This window comes from SAR86 cluster bacterium, from assembly GCA_023703535.1.
In the GTDB taxonomy this organism is placed as follows: domain Bacteria; phylum Pseudomonadota; class Gammaproteobacteria; order Magnimaribacterales; family TMED112; genus TMED112.
The window spans coordinates 363129-376623 of the sequence record CP097967.1; the positions used below are offsets into that span (position 1 = coordinate 363129).

Genomic DNA, 13495 nt, shown 5'->3' on the forward strand with positions numbered 1-13495 from the left:
AATATATGAAAATAAGACCATTACAAGACAGAGTTGTAGTCAAAAGACAAGATGAAGAAACAACTTCAGCAGGAGGTATAGTGCTTCCTGGTTCTGCTACTGAGAAGCCTCAACAAGGTGAGGTAGTGGCCGTTGGTCCTGGAAAGAAATCTGAGGATGGAAAAGTGAGCCCAGTCGATTTAAAAGTTGGCGACCACGTTGTTTTTGGACAGTATGGTGGAAATACTGTGAAAATTGATGGGGAAGAATACCTAATAATGAATGAAAGTGAAATTTATGGAGTTGTTGAGTAGGAGGAGTTATGGCAGCAAAAGACGTAAAATTTAGTGAAAACGCAAGAGTCAAGCTTTTAGCAGGAGTTAATATTCTTGCTGATGCAGTTAAGGTAACACTTGGACCAAAGGGTCGAAATGTAATCTTAGATAAATCATTCGGAGCACCAACAGTTACAAAAGATGGTGTGTCTGTAGCGAAAGAAATAGAACTTGAAGATAAATTTGAAAATATGGGAGCACAAATGGTTAAAGAAGTTGCATCTCAAACAAGTGATCAGGCTGGTGACGGCACTACGACTGCAACTGTTTTAGCTCAAGCAATTGTAAATGAAGGCTTGAAATCTGTTGCCGCAGGAATGAACCCAATGGATTTGAAAAGAGGTATAGATAAAGCAATACATGCTGCGGTTGAAGAAGTAAAAAAATTATCATCACCCTGCAAAGATAGTTCTGCTATAGCGCAGGTGGGTTCAATCTCTGCAAATGGAGATTCTGATGTTGGAGATATAATCGCCGAAGCTATGGATAAAGTTGGAAAAGAGGGTGTAATCACAGTTGAAGAGGGCTCAGGTATAGAAAATGAGCTCGATGTAGTAGAAGGAATGCAGTTTGATAGAGGTTATTTGTCACCGTATTTCATCAATAATCAAGATAAGATGAATGTTGTGTTGGAAGATCCCTTCATTTTATTATTCGATAAGAAAATCTCTAACATAAAAGATTTAATACCATTACTAGAGTCTGTTGCTAAAGCTGGAAAGGCTCTTCTTATTATTGCTGAAGATGTTGAAGGCGAAGCTTTAGCTACACTTGTAGTAAATAATATGAGAGGTATTGTAAAAGTAGCGGCTTGTAAAGCTCCTGGTTTTGGGGATAGAAGAAAAGCTATGTTAGAAGATATTGCAATTTTAACTGGTGGTAAAGTAATTTCAGAAGAAGTTGGTTTATCTTTAGAGACAACTACAGTTGAGGATCTTGGGTCAGCTAAGAAAGTTGTACTTGATAAAGAAAATACAACTATAGTTGATGGAGCAAGTTCACAAGAAATGATTTCTGGAAGAGTTCAACAGATAAGAACTCAAATTGAAGAAACAACCTCTGATTACGATCGTGAAAAACTTCAAGAGAGAGTTGCAAAACTTGCTGGAGGAGTAGCGGTGATAAAAGTAGGAGCAGGATCTGAAGTAGAGATGAAAGAGAAGAAAGCTAGAGTTGAAGATGCTTTACATTCAACAAGAGCTGCTGTTGAAGAGGGAGTAGTTCCAGGCGGTGGTGTGGCATTGGTTAGATCACTACAAAAGATTGGGAATCTGAAGGGCGAGAATGAAGATCAGCAAGCTGGAATTAATATTGCATTAAGAGCATTTGAATATCCTCTCAAAACAATAGCAAGTAATGCTGGAGAAGAATCTTCAGTGGTTGCAGAAAATGTTAAAAATTCGAAAGGTAATAGTGGTTTCAATGCAGCTACAGGTGAATATGGTGATATGCTAAAGATGGGAATTATTGATCCTGCTAAAGTCACAAGAACAGCACTACAAGCTGCTGGCTCTGTAGGCGGAATGATGATTACTACAGAATGTATGGTGTCAGAATTACCAGCTAAAGAAACTCCACCTGCTGGCGGTATGCCTCCTGGAGGAATGCCAGATATGGGTGGAATGATGTAATTTGGATAAATTACAAAAAAAGGGGGCTTTAGGCTCCCTTTTTTTTTGTTGTTAATTTAGAATAAATGTAGGAGTTGTTATGGGAGAATACATTGCATATTACGAATACTGGTCACAAGTAAGTAGATTTTTACATGTTTTATTTGGCATTGCCTGGATAGGTTTGCTTTATTATTTCAATTTTATTGGAGGTGGATATTTAAAACAGGCATCTCCTGAAGCAAAGAAAGATATGCTTCAACTTCATCAGCCAAATGCATTATGGTATTTTAGGTGGGCTGCAATGTTCACATTCATAACTGGGCTGTACCTTTTATATTATGTTTCAGAAATTCCAGGTGCTTATAATGTCGGCATTTCTTTAGGTGCAACAATGGCAACAATAATGTTCTTAAATGTTTGGTTAATCATTTGGCCAAATCAGAAGAAAGTAATTGCAGGAACTGAGGATGCAGCTGATGCAGGTGCAAAGGCATTATTAGCCTCAAGAACTAATACTTTGTTCTCCTTTCCAATGCTTTATTTTATGATTTATTCTGCCCACATCAATAATGGTAACGATCCACTTCTTTTAGGTGATAGTTATGGCCCTGGATGGGGAACTTTATCACTTTGGCTTGGAGCAGCAATAATTTTGGCAATAGAGTTAAATGCTGTATTTGGCAAATTATGGAGATGGCTAGAATCTGTAAAGGCAGTAATACACTCAGGTCTCTTGCTTACAGTATTTTTTGCTTGGCTAGTTTGGTATAACTAATTTAAGTAATTTTAGAGATTTTAATTTCTTTAATAAGATTTCCATCAATCTTTGAGGTTTCTATATTATAAGATTCAAGATTTATGCAAACATTTCCAGTTGGAATGGTATCAATTTGATCAATCACCAAACCACTTATTGTTTTTGCTGGTTCTTCGGGTAAGCTCCAGTCCATTTTTTTGTTCAGCTCTCTTATTGTCACTGAGCCATCTACAGTTACACTGTTGTCCTCATTTATATTTATTCCAATTTCATCCTCATCAGGATCAAATCGCCCAAGAACTTGCTCAATCAAATCTTCTAAGGTAACTAAACCAGTAATATCTCCATATTCATCTACAACTAATGCAACTTCTTTCCCATTCTTTTGAAAGTTTTTTAGTTGAGAAAAAAGATGTGTTTTTTCAGGCACGTAATAGGGTTCTATTAAAAAATCAATATTATCACCTGAAAAATCATTAAATTGCTCTATCTCTTTAGAGTGAATGAAACCAAGTATTTCATCAGAATTCCTCTTAACAACAGGCAAAAATATGTCCTTATCATTCGGAACATCATGAGATTTATTACCAATTTCTATCTTCAGTACTTCATTTATTGGTATAAGAATATCTTCAACGGTAAGCTCTTTGAGTTCTAAAATAGATTTTAATGCGTCCATTTCCTCTTTATCTACTTCTTTGGTTTCTTTCTCAAGAACAGATTTGAGCTCATCTCGATTTAAATTTTCAGAAAAGTAATTTTCATTATTTTTAATCCCTGTAAGAGAATTACTAATGCTTGTTAGCATCTCGGAAAAAGATCCAAGATATTTTGTCAAAACTTTTAGGATTCTACCTGCTGGGTAGGCAATTGATTCAGGTCTTTTAGCTGCAAAACTTTTCGGAGCTATTTCTGCAAAAATAATAATAAAGATTGTTAGTAATAAAGTTCCAATCCAGACATATTCGTCACCAAATTTTTTTATTACAAAGAAAGTTAGTAAGGCAGAAGCAGAAATATTTACAAGATTATTACCTATAAGAATTACACCTAAAACTCTATTAATTTCTTTTCTTAAGCTATTTATTATTTTGGCTGATTTATTACCCTGTTTTTCTGCATTATCGAGTTTTATTTGATTAAGAGCCATTATGGAAGTCTCTGAACCAGAGAAAAAGGCAGACAATATAACAAGAATTAGTAAAACAACTACTAAAATTATAGAAAAACTATCCATTTTGTTTATTTTTAAAATTAATCAAGAAAATCAAAGATTATTTGTGAATCTTTTATAGAAAAGGTGTAAAATTCCATTTTCAAATATTATACAGAAAAAAATGGTTGTTATAAGACTTTCAAGAACAGGGGCAAAAAAAAGGCCTTTCTATCATATTTGTGTAACTGACAGAAGAAAAAAAAGAGATGGTAATCACATTGAGAAGTTAGGTTTCTTTAATCCAATAGCCAAAAAAGGAGAAGAAAAAATAAAACTCGATGTAGAGAGGTTCGACTATTGGACGTCTGTAGGAGCAATACCAAGCGATACAGTAATGACACTTTACAAAAGATCAAAGTTGAGTGAAGAGGATGTTGAAAAAATTGAAGAAAAAAAATTAGCACAGAAACAAAGAAGAAAAGAACGAGATGTTCTGAAAAAACAAGAAGAGGCCGAAAAGGCAGCAGCTGAGGCACCAGCAGAAGAGGCAGCACCAGCAGAGGATGCTCCGGCAGAAGAGAATCCCTCAGAAAAGAAGGGTTAGTAGTCTGAACCTTCTAGTAATAGGAAAATTTGGTAAGACCCATGGCGTTACTGGACAGATCAAGGTCCATTCATTTACTGAGCAAGAAAAAGATATCTTAAATTATTCCCATTTTTTTTATAAAGATGGTAATGAAATGAATTTAAAAATATTTACTGATGGGTCTGGAAAAATTTTTGGTCAGATTTCAGGAATTGACTCCATTGAAGCTGCTAGAGAATTTACAAATAAAGAAATTTTTATTCATAAGGACATGCTTCCAGAATTAGGTGAAAAAGAGTATTACTGGGATGATTTAATAGGAGCAACTGTAAATAATTTAGAAGGGCAAAAGTTAGGTATAGTCAAAAAAATAGAAAATCACGGCGCTTCAGATTTAATTTTTATAGATAATAAAAAAGGTCAAGAAATTATAGTTCCTGTTGAAAACGAATTTTTTCAAAAGTTTGAAAAGGATAATAATCTAATTATTGTTGATTGGGATATAGATGAAAATTAATATTCTTGCTGTTTTTCCTCAAATATTAGACTCCCTTAATTATGGCGTTACTGGGACAGCAATTGAAAAAAATATTTTAGAAATTCATAAGATTGATTTAAAAGATTATCCTTTGAATTCTTATGGATCTATTGATGATAAACCTTTCTCAGGTTCAGAAGGTATGATTATTTCACCTATTCCAATTTCAAAAGCTATGAACTTAGTTAAAAACAAAGGAAAAGTAATTTATCTTTCTCCTCAAGGTGAAACACTAAATCAAAAAAAGGTCAAAGAGCTAGCAATTTTAAATGATTTAACAATAATTTGTGGTAGATATGAGGGGATAGATCAGAGAATTGTTGATGAATATGTCGATGAAGAAATTTCAATAGGAGATTATGTTTTAAGTGGTGGTGAAATTGCAGCTACCGTACTTATTGACTCAATTGTTAGAAATTTACCTGGCGCTCTTGGAAATGAAAAATCACTAACCAATGACAGTTTTTCTGATGGTAGACTAAAAGGTCATTCATACACAAGGCCAAGAGATTTTGAGGGAAGAAAAGTTCCAGATGAATTAGTTTCTGGAAATCATGAATTAGTGAAAGAATGGAAAATAGCAAATAGTTTATGGGTTACGAAGCAAAAACGACCAGATTTATTTTCTAATCTGCAACTTTCTGAAAAAGAAATGATATTATTACAAAAGTACGAGTTAGCACAAAAAAATCTAAGGAAGGGAGATGGCTGAAAATATTCTTGATAAGTTTGAAAAAGAGCAATTAAAAGAACACCCAGAATTCAGAACTGGTGATACTATAGTGGTCCAAGTAAAAGTGACTGAAGGAAAAAGGACAAGACTGCAAGCTTTCGAGGGTTTAGTAATAAGTAAGAAAAATAGAGGTTTAAATTCTTCCTTTATAGTGAGAAAGATTTCAAGTGGCGTAGGTGTTGAAAGAACATTTCAGACTCATAGCCCGTTGATAGATTCGATTAAAGTAAAAAGAAAGGGTCTTGTGCGACAATCTAAAATTTACTACATAAGAGAAAGATCTGGCAAATCTGCAAGGATCAAAGAAAAAATTAATTAGTGCCTTCTGATTCAAAACTTCTTATTGAAAGCTTCTTAGATTCAATTTGGCTCGAAAAAAACGTATCACAGAACACTCTTCACTCTTACAGAAATGACTTAATTAAATTTGAATCCTTTTTATCAAAAGGAGGCAAAACTGTTTTAAATGCTGATCACCTTACAATTCTTTCTTATTTAAGTAATCTCTTGGATAATGGATTTTCCTCAAAGACAATATCAAGGAATATTTCCTCAATGAAATCATTTTTTAAATATTTAATAAGCTCAAAACATATTGATGTAAATCCAACAGCCAATATTGATTCTCCTAAATCAGGCCTTTTTTTGCCAACAACTCTCGATGTTGACGAAGTCGATAAAATTTTAAATTCGCCAAAAGAAACTCATTACATTGAGTTAAGAGATAAGGCTATTTTATATATGCTTTATGCTACAGGTATGAGAATTAGTGAATTAGTAAATCTTGCTAAACATAATCTTGACTTAAATAGAGGATCAGTAAAAGTTTTTGGTAAAGGTGGAAAAGAGAGATTAATTCCCTTATCAGAAAAATCAGTGGAAATGTTAAATAAATACTTATCTTCATCTAGGGATGTCCTTTGTAAGGATAGAGATCACATGAATATATTTCTCTCAACTCATGGACGACAGATTACAAGACAAAGCATTTGGCACAGAATTAAGGTCTATATAAAGAGAGAGGGAATCAAGAAAGAGGTTTACCCACATACTCTAAGACATGCTTTTGCAACTCATATGCTTAATAATGGTGCAGATCTTAGGTCTGTGCAGCTTCTTCTAGGCCATGCTGATTTATCTACCACTCAAATTTATACGCATGTTGCTCAATCTGAAATAAAAAATTTACATAAAAAGCATCACCCAAGGGGATAATGAGGCGCTACATTTTTATATTTACATCACTTTTTTTCTTAAATATTTTTTCTGATGAAGAAGTAGAGAAAAAGATAAAAGCGTTACTTCCAAATGATTTGACGATTAATTTTATAGATCAAGCAGAGCTAGATGGTTTTTTTGTTGTGAATGTAGACAATAATCAAATTCTATTTATTTCAAAAGATTTTGAATATTTTTTTGTTGGAGATCTACTAAAGAAAAGATTAGATCAGGGTTACGACTCCTTAAATATAAAGTACCGCTCATTATTTGCTCAAAACCTTATAAAGAAGATAAATAAAAAAGAATTTATACAATTTAAATCTCCGAAGGAGATTACTGAAATTACAGTTTTTACCGACGTTTCTTGTGCCTATTGCAGATTAATGCATAGCCAAATAGATAATTATCTTGACTTGGGAATTACTGTAAATTATCTTGCATTTCCTCAAGATGGTCTTGTGGGAAAAGTATTTGAGGATATGCAGAAACTTTGGTGCAGTGATAACAGGAATGTAGCTATTACTGAATTAAAGAAAGGAAATGATATTGAAGCAAACGCATGCACTAACCCTGTCGAAGACCATTTTAAAACTGGAAGATTGATTGGAGCTACAGGTACTCCTACAATAGTATTAAGCGATGGAAGAATAGTGCCTGGTTATATACCAGCAGAAGAATTGATAGAAATTATAATAAATGGATAAATCTGAGATTTTATTAGACTTAAATAAAATAGCTAAGAGAATTGGCGAACTCAGGGGGTTCCTTTGACCCTGATTCTCTTGTAGGGCAACTACAAATTCTTAATCAAAAGTTAGAAGATCCTGAGATTTGGAAAGATCACATAAAAATAAGCAAGCTAAATAAAGAAAAAACCGAGAAAGAAACTAAACTTAGTGAATTTAAAGGGATTGAAGAAAAATTTAATGATATAGAAGAGACGCTAAAAATATCATTTGAAATTAACGAAGAAGGTGAAATTCCAAAGCAGTTAAAAGCTCTAACTTTACTTGAATCTCAAATTGATGATCTTGAAACAAAAAGATACTTTTCTAAAAAAAATGATCTAGCAAATGCTTTTGTAGATATTCAATCTGGATCTGGCGGAACTGAGGCACAAGATTGGGCAGAAATGTTATATAGAATGTATACACGTTGGGCAGAGGATATGAATTTTGAAATAAAGGTCGAAGAATTTTCACCTGGAGAAGTTGCTGGCATCAAAAGCGCAAGTATTAATATTTCTGGAAACTATGCCTACGGCTGGATGAGAACTGAGACCGGGATACATCGTTTAGTTAGAAAATCACCTTTTGATTCAGGAAGTAGGCGCCATACATCTTTTGCTGCTGTTTTTGTATCTCCAGAAATTGATGATGAAATAGATATTGAGCTTGATATGTCAAAGGTCCGAATTGATACATACAGAGCATCTGGTGCTGGAGGCCAGCATGTCAATAAAACAGATTCTGCAGTGCGATTAACGCATGAACCAACTGGGCTAGTAGTTCAATGCCAATCACAAAGATCACAGCATCAAAATAAAGACAGGGCTATCAAGCAGCTAAAATCAAAGCTATATGAATTAGAAATTCAAAAAAAAGAACAGGAAATTCAAAAACTAGAGGATTCAAAGACAGACATAGGATGGGGGAATCAGATTAGGTCTTATGTTCTTGATCAGTCAAGAATTAAAGATATAAGAACAAAGCATGAAGAAACAAATACCCAAGCAGTTTTAGATGGTAAAATTAATAACTTCATAAAGGCAAGTTTAAAAAATGGATTCTAAAGATTTAACAAAGGTGCAAAAAGACAGAGAGGAAAAACTTAAAATTCTTAGAGAAAAAGGTTTTAATTATCCAAATAAATTTGAAAAGAAAGATTATCTAGGCGAGATTTCATCAAAATTTAGCAAAAGTTCAAAAAGCTCACTTGAGGATAAAAAAGTTTCCATATGCACAGCAGGCAGAATAGTTTTGAAACGTGTTATGGGTAACGCAGCTTTTATGACGCTAGAGGATAGTTCTGGAAGGTTACAGATTTTTTTATCTAGAAATAAACTAAATGAAAAATTAGATGAAGCCAAAGACTTAGATTTAGGCGATATCATTGGAGTTAAAGGTATTTTGTTTAGAACAAATACTGATGAACTTACAGTAGATCTTGATTCTTTCGAGCTGTTAACAAAATCACTTAAACCAATGCCAGAAAAACATAAAGGATTAACAGATATAGAAACTATTTATCGTAAACGCTATTTGGACTTAATGAGCAATCCTGAATCAAGAGAAGTGTTTATAAAAAGAAATAAAATTATTAAGTCTCTTCGAACAAACCTTGAGTCTAACGGATTTTTAGAAGTTGAAACTCCAATGATGCATCCAATACCAGGAGGAGCAAATGCAAGACCTTTTGAAACTCATCATAATGCATTAGATAAAAAACTTTACCTTAGAGTAGCCCCAGAGCTATATTTAAAACGACTTCTTGTTGGAGGATATGAAAAGGTTTTTGAAATCAATAGAAATTTCAGAAATGAAGGTATTTCGACAATTCATAACCCTGAATTTACTATGCTCGAATTCTATGAAGCATATGGAGATTTACAAACAACTGCAAAATTTATCCAGAAATTGATTCAAGATAGCATCCTTGCCGTCAATGATTCATTGAAAATTACCTATGATCAAAAAAATATTAATTTTGAAAAAGACTTTGAAATAAGGTCACTCAAAGAGTTAGTTAAGGAAGAGCTAAATGTTGAATCTTTAGAGAATGAAGAGGATATATTTGATCTTGCAAAAAAGAAAAAAATAAAAATAGAAAAAAACTGGGGTTGGGGTAAAGTGCTTCTTGAGCTATTTGAAAAGTTTGTTGAGAAAAAATTATGGCAACCAACTTTTGTTAAAGATTATCCTTTTGAGGTGTCTCCTTTATCTAGAAGAAAAGATGAAGAGAAAGAATTTACTGATAGAGTTGAGCTATTTATTGCAGGTAAAGAATTTGCAAACTTTTTTAATGAGTTGAATGATCCTCATGATCAAGAACAGAGATTCTTAGATCAAGTTAAACAAAAAGACTCAGGAGATGACGAGGCAATGTTCTTTGATGATGACTATCTTGATGCTCTACACCATGGAATGCCTCCAGCAGTAGGTGTAGGTATCGGTATAGATAGATTGATTATGCTTGCAACTGATAAGACATCAATTAGGGATGTAGTTTTTTTTCCTACTTTAAAGTAAATCTTTAACAAGCTCTCTTTCTTCAACTAATTCATTTGAAGTCAAGGCTATTCTTGATTTGGCAAATTCACTTAAAGAGAAATCTCTTACAATATTAATATTTCCCATACCATCTGATGTAAGAGGGAATCCAGAAAAAACTCCTTCAGCCACTCCATATGAACCATCACTAAGTATTGCAGCATTAAAAACATCACCAGATCTGGTTGGGTTCTCTACTGAAGAAACTGTTTCACATGCAGCTCGTGCAGCGGATGAGGCAGATGAGGCTCCTCGGGATTTTATAATTTCTGCACCCCTTTGCTGAATTTTTGGAAGGAACTTATGTTCAACCCAATCATGATCATTTATTTTTTTATAAATAATTTCTCCATCTAGCAAAGCATTCTCTAAATCTGGAAACATAGTAGGGCTATGATTACCAAAAATGGCAAGCCTATATATATCATCCACATGCACTTGAAGTTTCAAAGCAACTTGAGCTTTTGCTCTTAATGCATCGAGCATAGTCATTGCCATCCATTTTTGTGATGGATTATTTGCATTAGTGCAGCCGATAAGAGCATTTGTATTTGCTGGATTGCCAACAACAAGAATTTTACATGAATCTTTTGCTTTTGAACCTATAGCTTTTCCTTGTTCCGTAAAAATCCCTCCATTTATTTTTAGAAGATCTGCCCTTTCTTTTATCTCCTTACCATTTAGGACTATCCCTCTCGGAATTGAGCCAACAAGTAAACACCAATCAGCATCTTCAACTGCAGAGTTGATGTTGTCATGCACTGAAATGGAACTAATATTTGAATAAGCGGAGTCTTCAAGCTCTTTAACAAAACCTGATAGTTTCTCCATTGCTGAGGGAATTTCTACAAGTGAGAAGTCAATTTTCTCATTACTCTTAAAAATTCCATTTTCACAAAGAAACGGAATAAGTGAATAAGATATTTGTCCAGCAGCTCCTGTTACAACAACTTTCATAGATTAAAAATTATCTCTATTCTATGTTTACTTGTATCTTAATTCCATTAGAATTTACATTCTGAAGATAATTTTTTAAGGAGACAACTCATGTCATTAGATTTCGAAGGTAAGGTAGCAATAGTAACAGGTTCCGGTGGCGGTATAGGAAAAGGATATGCACTAGAATTAGGAAAAAGAGGTGCAAAAGTAGTCGTTAACGATTTAGGAGGGGCTGTAGACGGTTCAGGGGGCTCTCTTACAGCTGCAGAAACTGTTGTAAAAGAAATTCAAGATAACGGTGGAGATGCAATGGCAAATGGGGCTAATGTCTGCAATCAAGATGAAGTAAAGAATATGGTCGAACAAGCAATGGAAAAATGGGGCAGAGTGGATGTTCTTGTGAATAATGCTGGAATTTTAAGAGATAAATCATTTGCAAAAATGCCTTGGGAAGATTTCGTAACAGTAGTGAACGTTCATTTACTTGGCTCAGCATTGTGCGCACATACAGTTTTTCCAATAATGAAAGAACAAGAGTATGGAAGAATAATCATGACTTCATCGTCTTCAGGATTATTCGGAAACTTTGGACAAACAAATTATGGTGCAGCAAAGATGGGTGTTGTTGGTTTAATGAATACATTAAAACTTGAGGGTGCAAAATATAATATACATACAAATGCTATAGCCCCTACAGCTACAACAAGAATGACAGAAAGCCTTTTCCCTGATGATTTTAAAGATAAGCTTGATCCAAAATACATTATTCCTGCAGTTATTTTTCTCGCAAGTGAAAAAGCTCCTAATGGTGAAATTTTGCAAGCAGGAGCAGGTGTAATTGCTAATACATATATCATGGAAACTATGGGCAAGTATTTCGGTACTGATGAAAGTTTTAATGCTGAGTCAGTTGCAGAGCATTGGCCAGAAGTTTGCGATAATAAAGATGCAAGACGTCCACTTCAAGGAGGGGATGTAGCAATTAAGCATTTTGAAACAATTGGGAAAGCTGAACAAAATAAATAGTTTCCCAGAAAGCACCGCCATAGTTGCAGACCTACAGCAGTGCAAGCTTAGGACTTAATCAAAATTAAGAGCACCACCGACCTGGTAATCGATTACTCTTGTTTCAAAGAAATTCTTTTCCTTTTTAAGGTCCATAATCTCAGACATCCACGGAAACGGATTTTCAACCCCTGCATACTCTTCAGTAAGACCTATTTGTTGCAACCTACGGTTACAAATAAATTTTAGATACTCTTCCATAACTTTTGCATTCATTCCAAGAACACCCCTTGGCATAGTATCTCTAGCATATTCAATCTCGAGATTCGTACCTTCGACAATCATATCTTTTGCACGTTTTTTCATATCATCATCCCATAAGTGTGGATTCTCGTTGATTATGGTATTTATCACATCAATTCCGAAGTTTACGTGCATAGACTCATCTCGCATAATGTATTGAAATTGTTCACTCACTCCTGTCATCTTATTCCTTCTTCCCATTGATAATATTTGTGAAAAGCCACAATAAAAAAACATTCCCTCGAGAACACAGTAATATGCAACCAAATTACTTAAGAACTCTTTATCTTTTTCAGGGGTTCCAGTTTCAAAAGAAGGATCTTCAAGTTGTTTTGTATATTTCAAACCCCAAGATGCTTTCTTTTCTACACATGGAACTTCTCTATACATATTAAAAATTTCTCCTTCATCCATTCCTAAAGACTCAACACAGTATTGATATGCATGTGTATGTATGGCCTCTTCAAAGGCTTGTCTGAGAAGATACTGCCTGCACTCTGGATTTGTGATTAGTCTGTAAACTGCTAAGACAATATTGTTTGCAACTAAGGAATCAGCAGTTGAAAAGAATCCTAAGCTTCTTTTTACAATCATTCTTTCATCATCTGTTAAGCCATCAGGATCCTTCCAAAGTGCAATATCGGCATTCATATTTACTTCTTGCGGCATCCAGTGATTGGCACTTCCATCCAAATACTTTTGCCAAGCCCACTTATATTTAAAGGGAACAAGTTGGTTGAGATCTGCCCTTGAATTAATCATGGCTTTTTGCCCAACTTGCACCCTGCCTTCTAGTACGTCTTGCATTTTTTGTTTTGCAATTTCTAAATCTTCTTCCGTTGGTTCTTTTTTGGTAATGTAATTTTCAAGATCCATCAGATCATTTGTAACTTCCGGTTTAGAGTTTATTTCTACTTTTGGTGCTGGTTCTACATTCTGAACTGCACTTTGAACTTGAACCTCATTATTCTGAGTTTCTGATACTTGAGGTTCAGTTTTTTTCTCCTGACTCTCAAGATTTTCGGTTTTTTCCGTGCTATCCCAATCTAACATAATATTCT

Annotated in this window: 15 protein-coding genes; 12 read left to right on the forward strand and 3 right to left on the reverse strand. The window is 34.1% G+C overall.

The genetic code is table 11. From position 1 onward, the window contains the following. The first annotated feature begins 5 nt into the window (after positions 1 to 5). The 3 genes from M9B42_02010 (at position 6) to M9B42_02020 (ending at position 2702) form a co-directional block, all read left to right on the forward strand. Positions 6 to 293, forward strand: coding sequence for a co-chaperone GroES (locus M9B42_02010; protein URQ64617.1), 288 nt, complete (start codon positions 6 to 8; stop codon positions 291 to 293). Positions 294 to 301: 8 nt separating this feature from the next. Continuing rightward, positions 302 to 1945, forward strand: coding sequence for a chaperonin GroEL (gene groL, locus M9B42_02015; GenBank protein URQ64618.1), 1644 nt, complete (start codon positions 302 to 304; stop codon positions 1943 to 1945). 79 nt (positions 1946 to 2024) lie between these two features. After that, the gene (locus tag M9B42_02020) at positions 2025 to 2702 is read left to right on the forward strand and encodes a urate hydroxylase PuuD (GenBank protein URQ64619.1); all 678 of its coding nucleotides are present in this window, start codon (positions 2025 to 2027) and stop codon (positions 2700 to 2702) included. Between the two features lies 1 nt (position 2703). Here the strand turns inward: M9B42_02020 and M9B42_02025 are convergent, their stop codons facing one another. Next, on the reverse strand, positions 2704 to 3921 hold the full coding sequence (locus M9B42_02025) for a CNNM domain-containing protein (GenBank protein URQ64620.1): 1218 nt from the start codon (positions 3919 to 3921) through the stop codon (positions 2704 to 2706). 100 nt (positions 3922 to 4021) lie between these two features. Here M9B42_02025 and rpsP point away from each other — a divergent pair, with 100 nt between their 5' ends. The 8 genes from rpsP (at position 4022) to lysS (ending at position 10166) form a co-directional block, all read left to right on the forward strand. After that, positions 4022 to 4444, forward strand: coding sequence for a 30S ribosomal protein S16 (rpsP, locus tag M9B42_02030; GenBank protein ID URQ64621.1), 423 nt, complete (start codon positions 4022 to 4024; stop codon positions 4442 to 4444). Beyond that, a complete protein-coding gene (gene rimM / locus M9B42_02035) occupies positions 4404 to 4943 on the forward strand; it encodes a ribosome maturation factor RimM (GenBank protein ID URQ64622.1) in 540 nt (179 codons plus the stop codon). The genes rpsP and rimM overlap by 41 nt, the downstream gene beginning before the upstream one ends. After that, positions 4933 to 5676 (forward strand): tRNA (guanosine(37)-N1)-methyltransferase TrmD, encoded by a 744-nt coding sequence (trmD, locus tag M9B42_02040; protein URQ64623.1) that lies wholly within the window; start codon positions 4933 to 4935, stop codon positions 5674 to 5676. The genes rimM and trmD overlap by 11 nt, the downstream gene beginning before the upstream one ends. Further along, positions 5669 to 6016: a 50S ribosomal protein L19 gene (gene rplS, locus M9B42_02045; GenBank protein URQ64624.1), complete on the forward strand. Its 348-nt coding sequence runs from the start codon at positions 5669 to 5671 to the stop codon at positions 6014 to 6016. The genes trmD and rplS overlap by 8 nt, the downstream gene beginning before the upstream one ends. After that, a complete protein-coding gene (xerD, locus tag M9B42_02050) occupies positions 6016 to 6912 on the forward strand; it encodes a site-specific tyrosine recombinase XerD (GenBank protein URQ64625.1) in 897 nt (298 codons plus the stop codon). Before rplS ends, xerD begins: the two co-directional genes overlap by 1 nt. Further along, positions 6912 to 7622: a thioredoxin fold domain-containing protein gene (locus tag M9B42_02055; GenBank protein ID URQ64626.1), complete on the forward strand. Its 711-nt coding sequence runs from the start codon at positions 6912 to 6914 to the stop codon at positions 7620 to 7622. The genes xerD and M9B42_02055 overlap by 1 nt, the downstream gene beginning before the upstream one ends. Next, a protein-coding gene (prfB, locus tag M9B42_02060; protein ID URQ64627.1) for a peptide chain release factor 2 occupies positions 7615 to 8710 on the forward strand; the annotation gives its coding sequence in 2 pieces (ribosomal slippage) (positions 7615 to 7679 and positions 7678 to 8710; 1098 coding nt in all). Before M9B42_02055 ends, prfB begins: the two co-directional genes overlap by 8 nt. Then, entirely contained in the window at positions 8700 to 10166 is a 1467-nt protein-coding gene (gene lysS, locus M9B42_02065) for a lysine--tRNA ligase (protein URQ64628.1), read from the forward strand. Before prfB ends, lysS begins: the two co-directional genes overlap by 11 nt. On the opposite strand, the gene M9B42_02070 is transcribed toward lysS, so the two are convergent. Continuing rightward, on the reverse strand, positions 10158 to 11144 hold the full coding sequence (locus tag M9B42_02070; protein ID URQ64629.1) for a malate dehydrogenase: 987 nt from the start codon (positions 11142 to 11144) through the stop codon (positions 10158 to 10160). The two genes, lysS and M9B42_02070, sit on opposite strands and share 9 nt — an antisense overlap. 90 nt (positions 11145 to 11234) lie before the next feature. Here M9B42_02070 and M9B42_02075 point away from each other — a divergent pair, with 90 nt between their 5' ends. Beyond that, the gene (locus M9B42_02075; protein ID URQ64630.1) at positions 11235 to 12152 is read left to right on the forward strand and encodes an SDR family NAD(P)-dependent oxidoreductase; all 918 of its coding nucleotides are present in this window, start codon (positions 11235 to 11237) and stop codon (positions 12150 to 12152) included. A gap of 54 nt (positions 12153 to 12206) precedes the next feature. Here the strand turns inward: M9B42_02075 and M9B42_02080 are convergent, their stop codons facing one another. Further along, positions 12207 to 13487, reverse strand: coding sequence for a ribonucleotide-diphosphate reductase subunit beta (locus M9B42_02080; protein ID URQ64631.1), 1281 nt, complete (start codon positions 13485 to 13487; stop codon positions 12207 to 12209). Positions 13488 to 13495: the final 8 nt, after the last annotated feature.